20 protein-coding genes are annotated in these 20,810 nt (G+C 64.4%); 2 read left to right on the top strand and 18 right to left on the bottom strand.

What is annotated here, in order from left to right; translation table 11 throughout:
* Positions 1–46 precede the first annotated feature (46 nt).
* Complete coding sequence (locus tag ACNJX9_RS20500) at positions 47–433, top strand: response regulator transcription factor (protein ID WP_057755875.1); 387 nt, start codon at positions 47–49, stop codon at positions 431–433.
* A gap of 9 nt (positions 434–442) precedes the next feature.
* On the opposite strand, the gene ACNJX9_RS20495 is transcribed toward ACNJX9_RS20500, so the two are convergent.
* From ACNJX9_RS20495 to eno, 15 genes are all read right to left on the bottom strand, one after another.
* Positions 443–1,414: a tripartite tricarboxylate transporter substrate binding protein BugD gene (locus ACNJX9_RS20495; protein ID WP_439403964.1), complete on the bottom strand. Its 972-nt coding sequence runs from the start codon at positions 1,412–1,414 to the stop codon at positions 443–445.
* A gap of 87 nt (positions 1,415–1,501) precedes the next feature.
* On the bottom strand, positions 1,502–2,743 hold the full coding sequence (locus ACNJX9_RS20490; RefSeq protein WP_439403963.1) for a threonine synthase: 1,242 nt from the start codon (positions 2,741–2,743) through the stop codon (positions 1,502–1,504).
* Positions 2,744–2,870: 127 nt separating this feature from the next.
* A complete protein-coding gene (gene lpdA / locus ACNJX9_RS20485; protein WP_057755883.1) occupies positions 2,871–4,292 on the bottom strand; it encodes a dihydrolipoyl dehydrogenase in 1,422 nt (473 codons plus the stop codon).
* A gap of 138 nt (positions 4,293–4,430) precedes the next feature.
* Positions 4,431–5,783: a pyruvate dehydrogenase complex dihydrolipoamide acetyltransferase gene (locus ACNJX9_RS20480; RefSeq protein ID WP_439403962.1), complete on the bottom strand. Its 1,353-nt coding sequence runs from the start codon at positions 5,781–5,783 to the stop codon at positions 4,431–4,433.
* A gap of 62 nt (positions 5,784–5,845) precedes the next feature.
* The gene (locus ACNJX9_RS20475) at positions 5,846–6,298 is read right to left on the bottom strand and encodes a nucleoside deaminase (RefSeq protein ID WP_057755887.1); all 453 of its coding nucleotides are present in this window, start codon (positions 6,296–6,298) and stop codon (positions 5,846–5,848) included.
* 2 nt (positions 6,299–6,300) lie between these two features.
* A complete protein-coding gene (locus tag ACNJX9_RS20470; RefSeq protein WP_008547332.1) occupies positions 6,301–6,603 on the bottom strand; it encodes a DUF5076 domain-containing protein in 303 nt (100 codons plus the stop codon).
* 3 nt (positions 6,604–6,606) lie between these two features.
* Positions 6,607–7,989 carry a pyruvate dehydrogenase complex E1 component subunit beta gene (locus ACNJX9_RS20465; protein ID WP_057755891.1) on the bottom strand — a complete coding sequence of 461 codons (1,383 nt, stop codon included), beginning with the start codon at positions 7,987–7,989 and terminating at the stop codon, positions 6,607–6,609.
* A 28-nt stretch (positions 7,990–8,017) separates the two neighbouring features.
* Entirely contained in the window at positions 8,018–9,040 is a 1,023-nt protein-coding gene (pdhA, locus tag ACNJX9_RS20460) for a pyruvate dehydrogenase (acetyl-transferring) E1 component subunit alpha (protein WP_057755893.1), read from the bottom strand.
* A 254-nt stretch (positions 9,041–9,294) separates the two neighbouring features.
* The gene (locus tag ACNJX9_RS20455; protein ID WP_439403961.1) at positions 9,295–10,674 is read right to left on the bottom strand and encodes a glycerophosphodiester phosphodiesterase family protein; all 1,380 of its coding nucleotides are present in this window, start codon (positions 10,672–10,674) and stop codon (positions 9,295–9,297) included.
* Between the two features lie 145 nt (positions 10,675–10,819).
* Positions 10,820–12,337: an aldehyde dehydrogenase gene (gene adh, locus ACNJX9_RS20450; RefSeq protein ID WP_439403960.1), complete on the bottom strand. Its 1,518-nt coding sequence runs from the start codon at positions 12,335–12,337 to the stop codon at positions 10,820–10,822.
* Positions 12,338–12,471: 134 nt separating this feature from the next.
* On the bottom strand, positions 12,472–13,431 hold the full coding sequence (locus ACNJX9_RS20445) for a helix-turn-helix domain-containing protein (protein WP_271601140.1): 960 nt from the start codon (positions 13,429–13,431) through the stop codon (positions 12,472–12,474).
* A 188-nt stretch (positions 13,432–13,619) separates the two neighbouring features.
* Complete coding sequence (locus ACNJX9_RS20440; RefSeq protein ID WP_027529774.1) at positions 13,620–13,937, bottom strand: FtsB family cell division protein; 318 nt, start codon at positions 13,935–13,937, stop codon at positions 13,620–13,622.
* A gap of 171 nt (positions 13,938–14,108) precedes the next feature.
* The gene (locus tag ACNJX9_RS20435; RefSeq protein WP_057755899.1) at positions 14,109–14,660 is read right to left on the bottom strand and encodes an NADPH-dependent FMN reductase; all 552 of its coding nucleotides are present in this window, start codon (positions 14,658–14,660) and stop codon (positions 14,109–14,111) included.
* A 326-nt stretch (positions 14,661–14,986) separates the two neighbouring features.
* Positions 14,987–16,120: a zinc-binding dehydrogenase gene (locus tag ACNJX9_RS20430; protein WP_439403959.1), complete on the bottom strand. Its 1,134-nt coding sequence runs from the start codon at positions 16,118–16,120 to the stop codon at positions 14,987–14,989.
* Between the two features lie 49 nt (positions 16,121–16,169).
* Complete coding sequence (gene eno, locus ACNJX9_RS20425) at positions 16,170–17,453, bottom strand: phosphopyruvate hydratase (protein WP_439403958.1); 1,284 nt, start codon at positions 17,451–17,453, stop codon at positions 16,170–16,172.
* Between the two features lie 112 nt (positions 17,454–17,565).
* Here eno and queF point away from each other — a divergent pair, with 112 nt between their 5' ends.
* Positions 17,566–18,042 (top strand): preQ(1) synthase, encoded by a 477-nt coding sequence (queF, locus tag ACNJX9_RS20420; RefSeq protein ID WP_057756723.1) that lies wholly within the window; start codon positions 17,566–17,568, stop codon positions 18,040–18,042.
* A 36-nt stretch (positions 18,043–18,078) separates the two neighbouring features.
* On the opposite strand, the gene ACNJX9_RS20415 is transcribed toward queF, so the two are convergent.
* The 3 genes from ACNJX9_RS20415 to kdsA all read right to left on the bottom strand — a co-directional run bounded on the left by ACNJX9_RS20415 (position 18,079) and on the right by kdsA (position 20,758).
* Positions 18,079–18,546: a universal stress protein gene (locus tag ACNJX9_RS20415; protein WP_439403957.1), complete on the bottom strand. Its 468-nt coding sequence runs from the start codon at positions 18,544–18,546 to the stop codon at positions 18,079–18,081.
* 149 nt (positions 18,547–18,695) lie between these two features.
* Positions 18,696–19,907: an MFS transporter gene (locus ACNJX9_RS20410; RefSeq protein ID WP_439403956.1), complete on the bottom strand. Its 1,212-nt coding sequence runs from the start codon at positions 19,905–19,907 to the stop codon at positions 18,696–18,698.
* Positions 19,907–20,758 (bottom strand): 3-deoxy-8-phosphooctulonate synthase, encoded by an 852-nt coding sequence (gene kdsA / locus ACNJX9_RS20405; protein ID WP_439403955.1) that lies wholly within the window; start codon positions 20,756–20,758, stop codon positions 19,907–19,909. The genes ACNJX9_RS20410 and kdsA overlap by 1 nt, the downstream gene beginning before the upstream one ends.
* Between the last annotated feature and the right edge of the window lie 52 nt (positions 20,759–20,810).

The following is a 20,810-nucleotide window of genomic DNA, read 5'->3' as shown; positions in this document are numbered from 1 at the left end:
GGGCCGTCGCGACGGCAAGCGTGATCCCGGGCGAGGAGCGGACGTCTTGTCAGCGGCTTCGGTCATTTCGGTCCTTGATGATGACCCCTACGTGCGGGAGGCGATCAACAATCTCTTGCGGTCGCGCGGGTATATGGTCCACACATTCGCCTCGGCCGAAGAATTCTTGAGCTCGAGCGATTCCAAGCGCACCTCCTGCATCGTCGCCGACATGCATATGCCGTCCAAGACCGGAATCGATTTGTTGACGCAGATGCGCGCGCAGGGTTCGGCCACCCCGTTCATCTTGATCACAGGTTTCCCGGATGAGACCCTTCACATCCGGGCGCTCGAAGCCGGAGCAATCTGTTGTCTCCGTAAGCCGTTCGTGCCCGCGGACCTGATGAAATGCCTGCAGTGGGCGCTGGCAGCAGCTGACGACGTCACGGAGTGATGTTCCGCCTCACTCCACCGAGATCTTCGCCGCCTTGATGATCGGCCACCATTTCGCGATCTCGGCCTTCTGCCTGATGCCGAGTGCCTCCGGGGCGAGCTGATCCTTGGGCGTCATCTCGAGGCCCTGGCTTTCCAGCTGCTTCTTCACGGCGGGATCGTTCAACGCGTCAACGGCGGCGGCATTGAGCTTGGCGACGATCTCCTTCGGCGTGCCCTTCGGCACCCACATGCCGGACCACAGCGTCATGTTGAAGCCTTTCAATCCCGCTTCATCCGCGGTCGGGATCTCGGGCGCCGAGGCGAGGCGCTTGTCGTCGGTGACGGCGTAGGCGCGGATGGTACCGGCGCGGACCTGGTTGATGGAATTGGAGGTCTGGTCGACGATGATGTCGATCTGGCCGGCGATCAGATCGTTCAACGCCGGCGCGGTGCCGCGATACGGCACGTATTGCAGCTTGATGCCGGAGACGCTTTCGAAATAGACGCCGGCGATATGACTGCCGGAGCCGGCGCCGGCCGTCCCGGCGGTCGGCGGCGTCGGCCGCGACTTCAGCCAGTCCAAGAGCTCCTTCAGCGATTTCGCGGGCACGGCGTTCTTGCTGACCACGATCATCGGGTTGCTCGGCAAGAGCACCACCGGTTCGAGATCGGCGACGAGGTCGTAGTTGAGCTTGTAGACGGCACCGTTGGCGACGTGGGTGCCGAGATGGCCGAACGAGATGGTGTAGCCGTCAGGCGGCGAATGCACGGCGCGCCCCACCCCGATCGAGCCGCCGGCGCCGGTGACGTTCTCGATCACCAGCGGCTGGCCGAGCGACTGGCGCATCCGCTCGGCGAGCACCCGCGCCATCGCATCCGACGGGCCGCCGGCGGCAAAGGGAACGATGATTGTGATGGGATGCGAGGGATATTCGTCGGCGCGAGCGATGCCGGCGAGAGCAAGGATACCGATCAGCCCGGCCCAGATGGCCTTGTTCATTGTGGTCTCCTCGACGATATCGTTCTTGTTTCCGTCTCTTCCCGCGTACGGGAAGAGCGATCGTTCGTGAAGAGACGAAATGACGCCTCAGAACTGCGAATAGTCGATCGGCTTGTGGCGATCGAGCGTGCGGGTGACCGGCGGCAGCGGATATTTCAGGCCGGTGGCGCAGTTGAACAGCATGACGCGGTCGCCCTTCGAAACGCGGCCGTCGGCAAGGCTCTCCTTGTAGGCGGCGTAGGTTGCAGCGCCCTCCGGGCAGAGCAAGAGCCCCTCCTCGCGCGCGACCTCGTTCAGCGCCGACGAGATCTTGTCGTCGTCGACCGCAATGGCAAAACCATTGCTCTCGCGCACGGCGCGCAGAATCAGAAAATCGCCGATCGCCTGCGGCACGCGAATGCCTGAAGCGATGGTGTGGGCGTCCTCCCAGCGCGTGGCGTGCTCCGTGCCGGCCTCATAGGCCCGCACCATCGGCGCGCAGCCGGAGGCCTGCACCGCGACCATGCGCGGGCGCTTTGAACCAATAAAGCCGATCTTCTCCAGCTCGTCGAACGCCTTCCACATGCCGATCAGGCCGGTGCCGCCGCCGGTCGGATAGAAGATCACGTCGGGCACGTCCCAGCCGAGCTGCTCGGCGAGCTCCAGGCCCATCGTCTTCTTGCCTTCAATGCGGTACGGCTCCTTCAAGGTGGAGGTGTCGAACCAGCCGACTTTCGCCTTGCCCTCGCCGACGATCTTGCCGCAATCGTCGATATAGCCGTTGACGCGGTAGACGGTGGCACCCTGCAGCTCGATCTCGCTGACATTCACCTCGGGGGTGTCGGCCGGGCAGAAGATCGTGGTCTTGATGCCGCAGGACGTCGCGTAAGCTGCGAGCGCCGCGCCGGCATTGCCGTTGGTCGGCATCGCCATGTGCTTGATGCCGAGCGCCTTGCCCATCGACACCGCCATGACCAGGCCGCGCGCCTTGAACGAGCCGGTCGGCAGGCGTCCCTCGTCCTTGACGATGATTTCGGCGCCGCCGAGCTTCTTGCCGAGCTTGGGCAGCCGGATCAGCGGCGTCGTGACTTCACCGAGCGAGACGATGTCCTGGCATTTGCGCACGGGAAGAAGCTCGCGGTAGCGCCACATGTCTCCGGGACGCTGGCTCAGCGCATCCTTGGTCAGCGCCTTCTTCACGCCGGCAAGGTCGTAGCGCACCAGCAGCGGTTTGCCGGCCTTGGAGAGATTGTGAACCTGATCGGCGGCGTAATGATCGCCTTCCATGGCGCATTCGAGATGCGTGACGAAGGTCGGGCGCTCGATGGTGAGGTTGTCGTTGTCGTGCATGGCTTCTTTCTTCTTGCTTATGCCAGTGATCTCTATCGTCTGTCATTCCGGGGCGCTGCGAAGCATCGAACCCGGAATCTCGAGATTCCGGGTTCGCCTCTTCGAGCGCCCCGGAATGACGTGTGTTCTAGATATTCAACACCCGTCCATAAGCATCCAGCACGGCTTCCTTCATCATCTCCGACAGGGTCGGATGCGGGAACACCGTGTGCATCAGCTCTTCTTCCGTCGTCTCCAGGTTCATGGCGACGACATAGCCCTGGATCAATTCGGTAACCTCGGCGCCGACCATGTGGGCCCCTAACAGCTGGCCGGTCTTCTTGTCGAAGATGACCTTGACCAGGCCCTGGTCCTCGCCGAGCGCGATCGCCTTGCCGTTGCCGACGAAGGGGAAACGGCCGACGCGGATCTCGCGGCCGCTCTCCTTGGCCTTGGCTTCGGTCAGACCGACGGACGCGACCTGCGGATGGCAGTAGGTGCAGCCCGGGATCATGTTCTTGTCCATGGGATGCGGATGCAGGCCCTTGATCGCCTCGATGCAGATCACGCCCTCATGCTCGGCCTTGTGGGCGAGCATCGGGGGGCCCGCGACGTCGCCGATGGCGTAGATGCCGGGCACGTTGGTCTTGCCGTAGCCGTCGATGACGATGCAGCCGCGCTCGGTCTTCACGCCGAGCTTTTCGAGACCGAGATTCTCGATATTGCCGACGACGCCGACCGCCGAGATCACGCGCTCGAACTCCGATGTGATGGGCTTGCCCTTGCCGTCGTCGATCGTGGCGACGACGCTGTCGGCTTTCTTCTCAAGCTTCGTCACCTTGGTCGAGGACATGATCTTGATGCCCTGTTTCTCCAGCCGCTTGCGCGCAAGGCCCGCGATCTCCGCGTCCTCGACCGGGAGGATCTGCGGCAGCACCTCGACGACGGTGACGTCAGAACCCATGGTGTGGAAGAACGAGGCGAACTCGATGCCGATCGCGCCGGAGCCGACCACCAGCAGCGACTTCGGCATCCGCTCCGGCACCATCGCCTCGAAATAGGTCCAGACCAGCTTCTTGTCGGGCTCGAGGCCCGGCAGCACGCGCGGCCTCGCGCCGGTCGCGACAATGATGTGCTTGGCCTGGTAGGTCCCCTCGCCCAGCGAACCCTTGGGACCCTCGACGTCGGACTTCTTCACGGTGATCTTGCCGGGCGCGTCGATCGAGGCGGCGCCCCAGATCACGCTGACCTTGTTCTTCTTCATCAGGAAGCCGACACCGTCGTTCAGCCGCTTGGAGACGCCGCGCGAGCGCTGCACCACGGCCTTCGGATCGAACGAGACCTTCTCAGCCGACAGGCCATAGTCCTTGGCGTGCTGCATGTAGTGATAGATCTCGGCCGAACGCAGCAGCGCTTTGGTCGGGATGCAGCCCCAGTTCAGGCAGATGCCGCCGAGATAGGATTTCTCGACGATCGCGGTCTTGAAGCCCAGCTGGGCGGCGCGGATCGCGGTGACATAGCCGCCGGGACCGGAGCCGATGATGATGATGTCGAAAGACGTGTCGGCCATGCTGTACGCTCGTTCTCGCTCCAACCGGCCTTAACGTTCGAGACCGTCATTGCGAGGAGCTCTTGCGACGAAGCAATCCAGTCTGCCGGTCACGTCCTGGATTGCTTCGCTTCGCTCGCAATGACGACGCGAATTTCTTCACACCATCATCATGACGGGATTTTCGATCAGTTGCTTGAAGGCGCCGATCAGCTCGGCGCCGAGCGCGCCGTCGATGGCACGGTGATCGCAGGACAGCGTCACGCTCATCATTGTTGCGATCTCGATCTTGCCGCTCCGCACCACCGGCCGCTCCTCGCTGGTGCCCACCGCAAGGATCGTCGCATGCGGCGGATTTATCACCGCCGTGAAGTCCTTGATGCCGAACATGCCGAGGTTGGAGACGGCCGTGGTGCCGCCCTGGTACTCCTCGGGCTTCAATTTACGGGACCGCGCGCGCGCGGCAAAATCCTTCATCTCGTTGGAGATGGTCGAAAGCGTCTTGGTCTCGGCCTTGCGGATGATCGGCGTGATCAGGCCGCCCGGCATCGCCACGGCAACGCCGACGTCGGAATGATGGTGCTTGACCATGCCTGACTCGGTCCAGCTGACATTGCAGTTCGGGATCTTCTGCAGCGCCACCGCCATCGCCTTGATGACGAAGTCGTTGACCGAGATCTTGTAGAGCGGCTTCTTCTCCTTGTCCTTCGGAGCGGCGGCGTTGATCTCCTCGCGCGCGGCGAGCAGCTTGCCGATATCGCAGTCGATGGTGAGATAGAAGTGCGGGACGTTCTGGATCGACGCGGTCAGGCGCTGGGCGATGGTGCGGCGCATGCCGTCATGCGGGACGATGTCGTAGGAGCCCGGCTCGAACAGCGACAGGATCTGCTTGTCCGACATGGTCGGTGCGATCGACGGCGCGCCGGCGGACGGAGCCGCAGCGGGCGCCTTGAGGCCCTTGCCTGATTTGGCTTGCTCAACGTCGCGCGCAACCACGCGGCCGTGCGGGCCGGTGCCCGTGACCATCGAGACATCGATGCCGGCTTCCTTGGCGAGACGCCGCGCCAGCGGCGACGAGAACACGCGCCCGGCATGGCCATTGCCCTGCGCAGCCGGTGCGGCAGCCTGCGGCGCCGGTGCTGCGGCGGGAGCCGGTGCAGCCTTGGACGCGGCGGGCGCGGGAGCCGGCGCAGCGGCAGGAGCCTCAGCCGCCTTGGGCGGGGTGGCCGACGCGCTGGGCTTTGCAGCGCCCGCGGCCTTCACGTCCTCGCCTTCGCCGGCGAGCACCGCGATCACGTCGTTGACCGGCACGTCCTGGGTGCCCTCGGGCACCAGGATCTTGGCGATCGTGCCCTCGTCGATGGCTTCGACCTCCATGGTCGCCTTGTCGGTCTCGATCTCGGCGATGACGTCGCCTGACTTGACCTTGTCGCCTTCCTTCTTCAGCCACTTGGCGAGGTTGCCCTTCTCCATCGTCGGCGAAAGAGCTGGCATCAGGATGTTGATGGGCATGCTGACCTCACGAAGAACTTCTCAAAACGTCGCCTCCGAAAGTGAAGACGAACAGACCAGGTTTAGTTGCCGATGTCGCCTTGCCAGAGGCGCTCATTGGCAGGGATGGAGCGCCAATTCTTCATCATGGTGATGGAGCGGTCGTCGGCCAGGTCGATCCAGGGAATCCCGAACTTGTCGAGAATGTCCTTGGAGCCCTCGAAGGTGACGGATTCCCCGATCACCACGAGCTTGACCTTGAACAGACCGAGCGCCCCGGCACACATCGAGCATGGCGACAGCGTGGTGTACATGACCGTGTCGTGGAACGAGATCGCGCCGGCCTCGCGCAGGCAGCTCATCTCGCCATGCAGGATCGGATTGTTCTCCTGCACGCGGTTGTTGTGGCCGCGGGCGATGATCTTGTTGTCGCGCGTCAGCACGGCGCCGATCGGCAGACCGCCTTGCGCGATCGAGGCTTCCGCTTCGCGGATCGCCTCCAGCATGAAATCGTAATGATAGGATTCGATCGTCACGGTCAGTGTCCCTTTCCCCGCGGCGTCGTCGTGCCAGTGTCGGTCGGACGCTCGATCTCGGCCTGGAACATGTCGAGGATCCGGTTCAGCGCGTCCTCCTCGGTATATTCGCTCTCGCGCGCATAAGCGCGCGCGGCGTGGCGGGCGAGATCGACCAGCAGCAGGCCCCACATGTCGGGCTCCTCGAAGGCGCGCTGGAACGCCATCGACAGCCCGCCATCCAGCACGAACACGCGCAGAATCTCGACCGCGTCGTCGCGGGTCATGACGTCCGGCGGCAGTGGCTGCTCCTTCGGGCCCGCCATGGCCTACCTGTAGCAGACGGCTTTGGCGGCCTCGACGACCTCAGCCGCCGACGGCAGCGCGAGCTTCTCCAGATTCGCGGCATAGGGCATCGGCACGTCCTTGCCGGCGACGCGCGCGACCGGCGCGTCGAGATAGTCGAAGGCGTTCTCCATGATGCGCGCGGCGATCTCGGCGCCGACGCCGCTCTGGGCCCAGCCCTCTTCCACCGTCACGGCGCGACCGGTCTTCTTGACCGAGTTGATGATGGTCTCGGTGTCCATCGGACGCAGCGTACGCAGGTCGATCACCTCGGCCTCGATGCCCTCCTTGGCAAGTTCGTCGGCGGCCTTCAGCGCATAGGTCATGCCGTTTGACCAGGAGATGATGCTCACATGGCTGCCCGAGCGCACGATGCGCGCCTTGCCGATCGGCACGATGAAGTCGTCGAGCTTCGGCACTTCGCCGGTATGGCCGTAGAGCACCTCGTTCTCGAGGAAGATCACCGGATTGGGATCGCGGATCGCGGCCTTGAGCAGGCCCTTGTAGTCGGCGGCCGAGTACGGCGCGATGACCTTGAGACCCGGAACGTTCGAGTACCAGGCCGAATAATCCTGGCTGTGCTGGGCGGCGACGCGCGCGGCGGCGCCGTTGGGTCCGCGGAACACGATCGAGCAGCCCATCTGGCCGCCGGACATGTAGAGCGTCTTGGCCGCGGAGTTGATGATCTGGTCGATCGCCTGCATGGCGAAGTTGAAGGTCATGAATTCGACGACCGGCTTCAACCCGGTCATGGCAGCGCCGACGCCGACGCCGGCAAAACCATGCTCGGTGATCGGGGTGTCGATCACGCGCCGCGCGCCGAACTCCTGCAGCAGGCCCTGCGTGACCTTGTAGGCGCCCTGATATTCGGCGACCTCTTCGCCCATCACGAAGACATCAGGATCGCGGCGCATCTCTTCAGCCATGGCGTCGCGCAGCGCTTCGCGGATGGTCTGGGTGATCATCTCGGTGCCGGCGGGCACTTCCGGATCGGGTTCGGCGACAGCCTGCGGCGCAGGTGCAGCCTTCGGCGCAGGCGCTTCAGCCTTGGCAGCGGCGGGCGGCGCGGACTCCGCGGCCTTCGCCGCCGGTGCAGGCGCCTTCGCCAGATCGGCGGCGCTCTCGCCATCGGCGAGAATGGTCGCGATCGGCGTGTTCACGGCAACGTCGGCTGTCCCTTCCGGAATCAGGATCTTGCCGAGCGTACCCTCATCGGTCGCCTCGACCTCCATGGTGGCCTTGTCGGTCTCGATCTCGGCGATGACGTCGCCGGACTTGATCGTCTCGCCCTCTTTTTTCAGCCATTTGGCGAGGTTGCCCTTTTCCATCGTGGGCGACAACGCGGGCATCAGCACTTGAATTGGCATATCGACTCCAAAGAAAGCTTGCGCGCCCTTAGCGGTAAACGTCGGTCCAGAGCTCGGCGGCATCCGGCTCGGGATCATGCTGGGCAAAGTCGGCGGAGGCGTTGACGATGTCACGCACCTCGGCATCGATCGCCTTGAGATCGGCCTCGCTGACCTTGGCCGCCAGCAGGCGGTTGCGCACCTGCTCGATCGGATCCTGGTCGTGACGGACTTTCTCGACCTCCTCGCGCGTGCGGTATTTCGCCGGGTCGGACATCGAGTGGCCGCGATAGCGGTAGGTCTGCATCTCAAGGATGTAGGGGCCCTTGCCGGCGCGGCACCAGGCCGCCGCCTCCTCGCCCGCGGCCTTGACGGCGCGGACGTCCATGCCGTCGACCTGCTTGCCGGGGATGTTGAAGGACACGCCGCGCTTGGAAAAATCCTGCTGCGCCGAGGCGCGCGAGACCGAAGTGCCCATGGCGTAGCGGTTGTTCTCGATGACGTAGATCACCGGCAATTTCCAGAGCTCCGCCATGTTGAAGCTCTCATAGACCTGGCCCTGGTTGGCCGCACCGTCGCCGAAATAGGTGACGCTGACATTGCCGTTGCTGCGGTAATTGTTGGCGAAGGCAAGACCGGTGCCGAGCGAAACCTGCGCACCGACGATGCCGTGGCCGCCATAGAAGTGCTTCTCCTTGCTGAACATGTGCATGGAGCCGCCCTTGCCCTTGGAATAGCCGCCGCGGCGTCCCGTGAGCTCGGCCATCACGCCGTTGGCATCCATGCCGGTGGCAAGCATATGACCATGGTCGCGATAGCCGGTGATGACCTGATCGCCCTCCTTCAGGGCCATCTGCATACCAACTACCACGGCCTCCTGGCCGATATAGAGATGGCAGAAGCCGCCGATCGCACCCATGCCGTAGAGCTGGCCGGCCTTTTCCTCGAACCGCCGGATCAGGAGCATGTCGCGGAGCGCCTTCAGCTCCTGCTCCCTGGTGAATTCCGGGGGCGAACCGCCGTTGGTTTTGTCGTGCTCAGCGCTTGCGGCGGCTTTCTTGGGTGCGGCCATGGGAATTCCGGGTCAGAGAAATCTAGGTCCTCTCTAACCTAACTCAATCGCGTGTGAAAGCACCGCAGCGGCATAGGACGACTTTCATTATGCCGCACTGCAACGTGGCCGAAATTTTGCAAAACTTTTGGCGCTGGATCAGGCAACATTAGCTCCGCGCCTGCGAGAGCTCTGCACGCAAGCGCGGCGACGACATCGGACACGCATATCTCGGGTGCCGAGCCCCGCTGCGTGTCCGATTCGAACCGCCGGACCTACCAGCCCAGCTCGCGCAAATACGCAGCGCGGGCGGCAACGCCAGTGTGCGTGAAGTCGGTGAAGACGCCGTCGACGCCAAGCCGGAAAAATTTGAGATATTCCTGGGCTGGATCGGCGTGATAGTCGGCCGCAAGATATTTCTTCTCGTTACGGAACGTGAAGACGTGGACGAACAGGCCGAGCTTGTGCGCATCGGCAATCAGGCTGGTCGCCTCCTGGGTCGCAGCCTCCGGCGTCGATCCCTTGTAGGGCGTGCCGTCGGCATTGTTGTCCTTCCACAAGGCGATCTTCAGCGGAACGATATAGGGCTTCCACGGACCGATGCCGTCGGCATAGGTCTTGATTTCGGCGAGGCCCTCAGGCGTCAGCATCGCATCATACAGGCGCGCATCGCCCGCCACCGTCCAGTCGAACGGACGTGAATTGGTGATGTTGTCGAGCAGCACCTTGCCGGTCTTGAAGTCGATGCCGTTGCCGTCGATGAGCTGCACCTGCCGGGTCTGAAGGCCATGGCTGCGCATATATTTCAGGCTGCCGGGCTCGAAGCTCTGAACCAGGATGGGCGCGTCCCTGGTGTTGAGGCCATTGTCGTTGATGATTTTGATCAAGGCGTCTTCCAACGGATGGCTGCCCGGCGCGCCGCAGCCGTTTGCGATCGCCTGGGCATTGTTCCAGGTCGGATTCTTGGTTTCCGGATAGACCAGGATGGGACGCCCCGTTTCCTTGCTCTTGGCCTTGGCGATATCGAGGATGTCCTGGAAGCTGATGACGGGGAATTTGCCGTTGAACATCTTCGGCCGCTCGTTCGCCGCATCATAGGTGGTGCCGCCGATCCACTGCTTCAGCTCGGCCATCGTGAAGTCGGTGAGCGACCAATCGTTGGTGTGATCCTCACCGTCGACGATCAATGACTTCAGCACCGATTTGGGATCGGAGGGATCGGTGAGATCCGTGAGATAGTCGGCGGGCGTGCCGGCTGCGGCCGGCGCCTTGACGCGCACACCGGATACGGTGCGCTTGCGGGCTGCGACCGCTGCGTTGGTCTTCGCCACTTCGGCCACATTGGTGTTGTCGGCCAGCCAGGGATTGTGACGCGCGACCAGGACGCAGTCCTTGGTGAGGTGCAGATCCTCTTCGAGCGCATCGGTTCCGAGCGCGGCCGCGAGCTCGTAGGATGCCTCGGTCTCTTCGGGCACCAGCCCCGGCACGCCGCGATGTCCGAGGATCAGCGGCGCCTTTCCGTCGACGGTCAGAAACGGCTTGGCACCTGATGGCGCAGTCTGGGCCACGGCCATCGACGGCACCAGCAACGCCAGGGCCGCGCCGAGCAGCATTGTTCTGACATGCATCTTCCGCCGCAAGAGATTGTTCGTCATGGCCGCGCCTCCCTCTGTGCCTGGCATCGCGTCGTCGCGATAGGGCTCGTCTTGTCTCAACAATCTGACAGACGGATGACGGCGGGTCGGGCGGTCACGGATGTGCACAGGCGGCGTCGACATGACGCCGCCTGCGCTGGTTCGATCAGAAGAAGCCGAGCTTCTTCGGGCTGTAGCTGACCAGAAGGTTCTTGGTCTGCTGGTAGTGATCGAGCATCATCTTGTGGGTCTCACGGCCGACGCCCGACTGCTTGTAGCCGCCGAAGGCGGCATGGGCGGGATAGGCATGGTAGCAATTGGTCCAGACCCGGCCGGCCTGGATCGCCCGGCCGAAGCGGTAGCAGCGGTTGGCGTCGCGGCTCCAGACGCCGGCCCCGAGGCCATAGAGCGTGTCGTTGGCGATCGCGAGTGCCTCGTCGTCGGTCTTGAAGGTCGTGACCGAGACCACGGGGCCAAAAATCTCCTCCTGGAAGATCCGCATCTTGTTGTGACCCTCGAACACCGTCGGCTGGACGTAGAAGCCACCCGAGAGATCGCCGCCGAGATCGGCGCGTCCGCCGCCGGCCAGGACCTTCGCGCCCTCCTGCTTGCCGATGTCGATATAGGACAGGATTTTTGTGAGCTGCTCGCTGGAGGCCTGCGCGCCGATCATGGTCTCGGCCGCACGCGGATCGCCCTGCTTGATGGCGGCGACGCGCTTCAGCGCCCGCTCCATGAAGCGATCGTAGATATCGGCGTGGACCAGCGCCCGGCTCGGACAGGTGCAGACCTCGCCCTGGTTCAGCGCGAACATGACAAAGCCTTCGATCGCCTTGTCGAAGAAATCGTCGTCTTCAGCGGTGACGTCCTTGAAGAAGATGTTCGGCGATTTGCCGCCGAGCTCCAGCGTCACGGGGATCAGATTCTGGCTGGCATATTGCATGATCAGCCGGCCGGTCGTGGTCTCGCCGGTGAAGGCGATTTTTGCGATCCGCGGACTGGAGGCGAGCGGCTTGCCGGCCTCCAGGCCAAAGCCGTTGACGATGTTGAGGACACCCGGCGGCAGGAGGTCGCCGATGATCTCGGCCCACACCATGATCGAGGCCGGCGTCTGTTCGGCGGGCTTGAGCACCACGCAATTGCCGGCGGCAAGCGCCGGCGCGAGCTTCCAGCACGCCATCAGGAGGGGGAAGTTCCAGGGGATGATCTGGCCGACGACCCCGAGCGGCTCGTGGAAATGATAGGCGATCGTGTCGTGGTCGATCTCCCCGATCGAGCCTTCCTGGGCGCGGACGACGCCTGCGAAATAGCGGAAATGATCGATGGCGAGCGGCAGGTCGGCGGCGCGGGTCTCGCGGATCGGCTTGCCGTTGTCCCAGGTCTCGGCGACAGCGAGGCGCTCGAGATTCTCCTCCATGCGGTCGGCGATCTTGTTGAGGATCGCAGCGCGCTCGGCGACGCTGGTGCGTCCCCAGGCAGCCTTGGCGGCATGGGCCGCATCGAGGGCCGCTTCGACGTCCTGCGCGTCGGAGCGCGCGATCTTGCAGACGACCTTGCCGGTCACCGGCGAGGCGTTGTCGAAATATTTGTCCGAGATCGGCGCCACGAACTTGCCGCCGATGAAATTGTCGTAGCGTTCGGCGAACGGGTTTTGGGTGACGCCGAGGAATTCAACCTTGTTCATTGATCACTCCCGATGTTGATGTTTGCGCTCATCGTCGTGTGTTCACGACTTGCGCCAACGATCTCGCGGGAGGTGCTTTCTGTCAGCCCGGGTGGATGCGAAGGTGGAGCGGACCTGTCGCAGAACTGCGACAGTCAGTGCTTCAGCTCGAACCGCTTCAGCTTCCGGTGCAGCGTGGCGCGGCTGACGCCGAGGGCCTTGGCGGCGGCCGACACGTTGCCGCCGGCGCGGAGCAGCGCCCGCTGCAGCACCGCGCGCTGGCCGCCGGCGAGATGATCCTGTGCGGGCTCGCCGCCGAGCAGGTCTGCCGCGGGAACCGGCCGCAGCGCCCTGCCCGGCGCGATCCCGAGTCCGGCCCGGGCGGTGCGGGTCGCGCCGATCACGAGATCGTCCGCGTCCACCGCGACGAGTCCGATCGACTGGCCGTCCGGTCCTTGTGTCAGCACGATGCGGGCATGGGCGAAGGCGCGGCGAAACAAATCAGCCTCGATGCGCCTCGCCGCCTCGGCCGCGGCCAGCGCGATCAGACTGGAGAACGCGTCGGTGCGGTCGGCACGGCAGGAGGAGACGTCGAGCACGCCGGCAAAGGCCGCCTCGTGATCGTAGATCGGAACGGCGGTGCAACTGAGCAGCGTGTTGCGGGTGAAGAAGTGCTGGTCGCGATCGATCGTCAGCGGCCGCTGCTCGACGACACAGGTGCCGATACCATTGGTGCCCTCGTGCTCCTCGCTCCAGAGCGCGCCGGTCCACAGGCCCCAGGATTGGAATGTTGCATCATCCGCCGGCGTGCCACGGCGGTCGACCGGGACACCGTCGCCATCGGCAAGCAGCACGCAACAGCCGGCCGCACCAACTGCCTGATAGAGCCGGTCCATGGCGCCTTGCGCGGCGGCGAGCAGCGGCGCGATGCGCTCGCGCGCCTGTCGCAGCTCGACGTCGCTCAGCCGCAGCGGCGCGCTGCGGCCGGAAGGGTCGAGATGATGCAGACGGGACGAGCGGCGCCACGAGGCCACGAGCGCGGACCTAGCCGCCTGGCCTGATGCAATGGCGGCTTCGACACGAGCCGCGTGATGCCGGGGCATTGACCCATCCATCACCGTTTCCTCCGGAAAGCAGTCTAGGCGGCGCCTCGCGAGCCCGATTGATCTCCGTCAATCCGTGGCGGCATCGCGCGCGGACAAGCAATGCCGCTCTCGCCGCGGCGGCGTCAAGGCGGCGGTCCTACGACCTTCGGAATAGTCGGCGGCGGCTTTCGCGTCAGTTTCGGATAGGGCGGAATGCGCTAGTTCTGCGGGATCATCCGAACCAGGTCGTGCGGATTGACATAGTCAAGCTGGAATCGGGCCCGCTCGTCCAGCATGTCAGGGTCGATCTTCTCGGTGCGCAGCAGCGACACGCGCTGCTCGCTGCGGGCACGCTCGCGCTTGAGTTGGGCCAGCTCGCTGGTCAGCGCGATGATCTCCTGGTCGAGTTCCTGGCGGGCGTTGAGGCCGTATTTGCCGGTATAGGCGTTGACGCCGAAATAGCCGACGATGGCCGCCGCCATCGCATAGAGGGCAAGGCCGGTCAGGATCGATTTGAGGCGGGCACGGGAGACCATGATGGCAAGATGGGCCAGCTTGGTTAAGGGAGTCTTGACGCTCCGTCCCGGTCGTTGTCATTCCGGGGCGCGCGTCGCGCGAACCCGGAATCCATCAGGCCACAACCTCCGGCGCGACATGGATTCCGGGCTCGATGCTTCGCATCGCCCCGGAATGACGGAATGAGCGGCTTACCCGTGATGCTTGGCGACGTGCGCGGCAAACGCGTCGAGGTAAGCCTGGAGCACGCCCTTCAGCGAGTCCTTGGTCAGGTTGCCCTCGGCATCGAAGGCGTCGCCGACCCCGTTCAGATAGGTCTCGGGCTGCTGCATGATCGGGCCGGCGATGCCCGGCAGGATGTTCTGTAGCGTCTTGGCGGCGCTGACGCCACCCAGCGGGCCCGGCGAGTTCGAGATGATGCCGACCGGCTTGCCGTTGAACGAGCTCTTGCCGTACGGGCGCGAGGCGACGTCGATGGCGTTCTTCAGCACGCCCGGGATGGCGCGGTTGTATTCCGGCGTGACGAAGATGACACCGTCGGACTTTTGCAGCTTCTCGCGGAAGGCCAGCCAGTCGGCCGGCGGCGCGCCTTCGAGGTCCTGGTTGAAGAACGAAATGCCAGCGGGGGTGATCACCTCGAGCTTGAGGGAGCCAGGCGCGAGCTTGGCGAGCGCGTTGGCGATCTTGAGCGAGAAGCTGTCCTTGCGCAGGCTGCCGGCGATCACGACGATGTTGTAGGCCATCAGATTATCCTTGGCTTGTCTTTGAAACCTTGAAGGGGAAGTGCCGGCGGCACTTAAGCGATCCGGAGCAAAGGATGCAAGTGCATGAACCGGGCCGGTTTGGAAACGCTGGGTTTCCTAGAAGCAGCCCGTAGCCCGGATGGAGCGCAGCGCAATCCGGGGACGTCCCCAAGCAACTGCGGTCCCGAATTTCGCCGCGCTCCATCCGGGCTACGACCCCGGCATCGATCGTCGCCGAAAACAACCGGGCCGCGAAGCGGCGGCCCGATCTTTCGTGCAAATCTGCAAAATGGGATCAGATGGTGATCTGCCGTCCCAAATCGCGATTACTTGTTTGGGTTGATGAGGAATTTTTCGCCGGTGGCACGTTTGGCGTAGACCGCGATGTTGGCGGGATCGAGCGTCTCCTGCAGCGACACCACCTTGGTGTAGTGGCTGGCAAAGGTCGTCTTCAATTCACTCACGACGCGCTGGCGCAGCCGTCCCACATCGGCAGGTCCGATCTTCTGCAGGAACGGGGTGAGCAGCCAGCCGCCGACGCCCCAGGCCATGCCGAACCCGCGCGGCAGTTCGATCGGACGAACGTCGAGCCCGCCGTAGACATAGACCTGCTTGTGCACGCTGGAGCCGTAGCGGCTGTATTCCTTCGCGGTCTTGTTGATCGCGATTTCCATGCAGTTGAGAATGTCGCCGGCAAGCCTGCCGCCGCCGATCGCGTCGAACGCGATGGTGGCGCCGGTCTCGACCAGTGCATTGGTGAGGTCGTCGAGGAAGCTCGGCACGCTGGAATCGACCACATATTTCGCGCCGATCTTGTGCAGGATCTCCGCCTGCTCCTTGCTGCGCACGATGTTGACCAGCGGAATGCCGTCCTTGATGCAGATCTTGTTCAGCATCTGCCCGAGATTGGAGGCGGCCGCGGTGTGCACCAGCGCCTTGTGGCCCTCGCGGCGCATCGTCTCGGTCATGCAGAGCGCGGTGAGCGGGTTGACGAACCAGGAGGCGCCCTCCGCCGCACTGGTGCCCTCGGGCAGCACCTGGCAGTCTCTCGCCTTCAAGGTGCGGTACTGCGCGTACATGGCCCCGCCGATCATCGCGACGGTCTTGCCCATCAGCGCCTTCGCGGCCTCCGACGAGCCGGTCTTGATGACGACGCCGGCGCCCTCATTGCCGACAGGCAGCGACTGATCGATCCGCGCCCCCATCGCCCGCATCGCTCCGTCAGGCACCTTCGCGGTGATGACGGGCGCTTCTTTCGTGCCGGAGGCCTTGGCCGTGCTCATGTCGGCAGCGCCAACGAGCAGGCCGAGGTCGGACGGGTTGATCGGCGCCGCCTCGATGCGGACGACGACCTCGTCGTCCGCGGGCTCGGGGGTCGGCACCTCCAGAAGCGAGATTTCCAGCTCACCGCTGCTCTTGATCAGCGAACGCAGTTGCAGTCCGGTCTTGCCGTCGCTCATGTCGATCCTTCCCCTGTCCTCGTTTCGCGCTTTCGCCCGGTGACGCCGCTTATGCCAGCGCCTTCAGTGCCGCCTTGCCACCGTACAGCGCCTGCTTGCCGAGCTGCTGCTCGATGCGTAGCAGCTGGTTGTATTTGGCGGTGCGATCGGAACGCGCAAGGGAACCAGTCTTGATCTGACCGCAATTGGTGGCGACGGCGAGGTCGGCGATGGTGGAATCCTCGGTCTCGCCCGAACGATGCGACATCACCGAGGTGTAGCCGGCCTTGTGCGCCATCTCGACGGCAGCAAGCGTCTCGGTCAGCGTGCCGATCTGGTTGACCTTGATCAGGATGGAATTGGCGCGGCCAGCCTTGATGCCTTCGGCAAGGCGCTTGACATTGGTGACGAAGAGATCGTCGCCGACCAGCTGGCACTTCTTGCCGACGAGGTCGGTGAGCTCCTTCCAGCCGTCCATGTCGTCTTCCGACATGCCGTCCTCGATGGTGACGATCGGATAGCGTCCGACGAGGTCGGCGAGATACTTGGCCTGCTCGGAGACCGAACGGGTCTTGCCCTCGCCTTCGTAGACGTACTTGCCGTCCTTGAAGAACTCGGTCGAGGCGCAGTCGAGCCCGAGGACGATGTCGGCCCCTGCCTTGAAGCCGGCCTTGCCGATCGCGTTCATCACGAACTCCAGCGCGGCGTCGGCCGACGGCAGGTTCGGGGCGAAGCCGCCCTCGTCGCCGACATTGGTGTTGTGGCCGGCCTTCTTCAACTCCGACTTCAGCGTGTGGAACACTTCCGCGCCGTAGCGCAGGGCTTCGGCAAAGGAAGGCGCGCCGACCGGCAGGATCATGAATTCCTGGAAGTCGATCGGGTTGTCGGCGTGCACGCCGCCATTGATGATGTTCATCATCGGCACCGGCAGCAGCCGCGCCGAGGTGCCGCCGACGTAACGATAGAGCGGCATGTCGAGCGAATTCGCCGCGGCCTTGGCGCAGGCGAGCGAGACGCCGAGAATGGCGTTGGCGCCCAGCCGGCTCTTGTTCGGCGTGCCGTCGAGATCGATCATGATCTGGTCGATCTGGGCTTGTTGCTCGACATCGAGGCCGCTCAGCGCCTCGAAGATCTCGCCGTTGACGGCGCCGACCGCCTTGGTAACGCCCTTGCCGAGATAGCGGGCCTTGTCGCCGTCGCGCAGCTCGACCGCCTCATGGGCACCGGTGGAGGCGCCGGACGGCACCGCGGCGCGGCCAAGCGCGCCATCCTCCAGCACAACGTCGACCTCGACGGTGGGATTGCCGCGGCTATCGAGGATTTCGCGTCCGATGATGTCGATGATGGCGGTCATGAGGGCCTCTTTTCCGGGAACAAAGGGGGCAGTTCGCGGCTGCTTCTACCGCAATGCATCGAGGCGGAAAAGGCCGGGTGACGGCCGCCGAATGATTGGCTATGAGGGCCGCATGTCGAAAAAACCCAGCAAATCGAACACCTCACCCAGCCTGCAACTCGGTCGCGCGGTGGAATGGCCAGATGCGCCTGAGAAAGCTCAGCTCGATCGCGTGCCCAATCCGCAAGGAGGGACCGATTACCTGGTCCGTTTCACCGTGCCGGAATTCACCTCGCTCTGCCCAGTCACGGGACAGCCCGATTTCGCCCATCTGATGATCGACTACGCGCCCGGCCAGTGGCTGCTGGAGTCGAAATCGCTCAAGCTTTACGTCGCGAGCTTCCGCAATCACGGCGCCTTCCACGAGGATTGCACCGTGATGATCGGCAAGCGCATCGCGCGCGAGATCAAGCCGAAATGGCTGCGCATCGGCGGCTATTGGTATCCGCGCGGCGGCATTCCGATCGACGTGTTCTGGCAGACCGGCCGCGTGCCGAAGGGCCTGTGGGTGCCCGAGCAGGGCGTCGCGCCGTATCGCGGGCGCGGCTAGCTGGAGACCCATGACGACGACGCCGGCGCGACATAGTCACACCGTTGGGTCGGGCGGCACGACCAAGACTGGCACGCTTCCGTTCCCGAGGACCTCGGAGGTTTGACTTCCCAAAAACAGCTTTCTGAGGCCGCGGCGCCCATGAGAGGCCATGACGATCAAATCGCAGCCTCTGGATCTTGCGGTTTCGACAATCGCCGTGGCCGGGTGCGAATTCGGAACGTGCAGGAGTTCGACCGGCATCCCGCGCTGCTCGGCTATGCCTCGTGCCCGATCGAGCACCCTGCCGGCGCGTTCCCTGCAGGCCGCGTCAAAATTGTCGACCTCTTCCTGCGACGGCACCCATCCCGAGTCAAATCCTCCGCCATAATCGATCGGCAGCGGTTCGGTCACGGTGATGATCGTCGCTTTGGCACTCAACGCTTTCGCCAGCGCAATTCCATGCGTGAGGCCTTTTGTGGCGACGTCCGAACCATCGGTGCTCAAGAGAAGATTGGCGTACATTCGGCGGCTCCTGGTTGCGCGCCCCGCATGCCCTCGCAAATGATGCCCCGGCGAATATGATGCGATCCTCGCCGCCGGTCCAATCGCTTTTGTTTTAATCTCGATATCCCCGCTTTTACGCCACTTCACACGCCGGTCGCGGCCCTGGATCAGGCTCGCGCGTCGGACGGCGCCCGCGGCCTCAGCAGCGCGGCGCAGGCAAGGCCCAGCAGCACCATGAGCACAGCGCTTGCGGCCAGGGTCGGCGCCTTGCCGGCATGCGCCAGGCCGAACCCGTAGGCGAGCGGACCGACGGTCTGGCCCATGAAGAAAAAGAACGAGTGCAGCGACATCGCTGTTGCGCGCGCCTCGACCGACAGCTCGCTGGCGAACACCTGCAGGCAGCCATGGATCATGTAGAAGCCCCAGCCCATCAGCAGCATGATGGCGAACTGGACCTTCCAGCCGGGGCCAAGGGCGAGCGCTGCGAGCTGAAGCGCGACGAGGCTCCCGCCTGCGATCATCATCCCTTTGACGCCCAGTCGCGGCAGGAAGCGCGAGACCGTGAAAGTATAGAACAGCCCGCCGACCGCGAAGCCCGCGATGACGATGCCCGCGATCGACAGCGAGGTTTCGCCGAGATCGAACAGCAGCGCGGCGATGAAGGGAAACAGGCCGAACACGCAGCAGCCCTCGACGAACACGGCCGAATAGCAATAGCGCGCGTTCGGATTGGCGAGAATGGTGCGATAACCCTGCCGCAAGGTCCTCAGATCGCTCTTCGGCCGCGCCGTGAGCGCGGCACCGCGAAAGCCCGCCGCGACCGCGACGGCCGCGATCAGCCCGAGCGCACCGATGATCACCAGCACGCCGCGCCAGCCGACGAGGTCGCCGATGATGCCCGATGCGGTCGCACCTAGCAGGTTGCCCGTCATCGAGCCCGCCAGCGTGCGGCCGATCGCCACCTGCCGCTTCGCCGGCGCGACCAGGTCGGCGGTGAGGCCGAGCGCAACCGGGAACACGCCGCCCGAGGCGATACCGGCGAGCATGCGGCTGGCGAACAGGCCCGAGAAGGTGGTCGAGAGCGCGCCCAGAATGCAGGCGGCACCGAGCAGCGCCAGGCACAACGTCATCAGCCGAGCCTTGCCGAACAGATCGGCTGCCGCACCGACGATCGGCTGGATCAGCGCGTAGATCAGCGCATAGCCGGCCGCGATGCTTGCCGCCGTCGTGATGCTGATCGAAAACTCCTCGGCAACATGCGGCAGCACCGGATCGAGTGCGCGCGTCGACAACGCGGCGGAGAAGCTTGCGAGCGCGATGATGTTGATCGCAGGCGGAAACTTCTGGTCGGTCGACGGCCTTGCCAAGGGCTCGTGCATCAATGCGCTTGGCCCTTGGCCACCGCGTCGAATGCCATCAGCCTGGCGATCAGCCCTTCGAAGTCGCGCAGCGGCACCATGTTGGGTCCGTCCGACGGCGCGCTGTCTGGATCGGGATGCGTCTCGATAAACAGGCCGGCAACGCCGACGGCGACGGCCGCGCGCGCCAGCACCGGCACGAACTCGCGCTCGCCGCCGGAGGACGCGCCCTTCCCGCCCGGCTGCTGCACCGAATGGGTGGCATCGAAGATCACGGGCGCACCGGTGGTGCGCGCCATGATCGGCAGCGAACGCATGTCAGAGACCAGCGTGTTGTAGCCGAAGGAGGCGCCGCGTTCGGTGACGAGCACGTTGCGATTGCCGGCGCTGGTGATCTTCGCAGCGACATTCGCCATGTCCCAGGGCGCAAGAAACTGCCCCTTCTTGACGTTGACGACCTTGCCGGTTGCGGCTGCGGCCAGCAGCAGATCGGTCTGCCGGCAGAGAAAGGCCGGGATCTGCAGGACGTCGACGGCTTGCGCCACCTCCGCGCATTGCGCGGTATCGTGCACGTCGGTCAGCACGGGCAGGCCAAGGGAGGAACGGATCTCGGCGAAGATCGGCAGCGACTGCGCGAGGCCAAGGCCGCGCGCCGCAGAGGCGCTGGTGCGGTTGGCCTTGTCGAAGGAGGTCTTGTAGACGAGGCCGATCTTGAGCCGTGCGGCGATCTCCTTCAGCGCGGAGGCCACCTCGAGCGCATGCTGACGGCTTTCGAGCTGGCAGGGACCTGCAATGATCGAGATCGGCAGATCATTGCCGAATTTGACCGACCCGACGCTGACGACCGGCGCTGCAGATTGACTGGTGCTCAAGACGCAAAATCCCTGTTTCGGCGCGACCATAGCGGCCGAATGGGCGGGATCA

This window comes from Bradyrhizobium sp. BLXBL-03, from assembly GCF_051853015.1.
Lineage (GTDB): Bacteria > Pseudomonadota > Alphaproteobacteria > Rhizobiales > Xanthobacteraceae > Bradyrhizobium > Bradyrhizobium manausense.
This window is presented reverse-complemented; position numbering and strand designations above follow the sequence as displayed.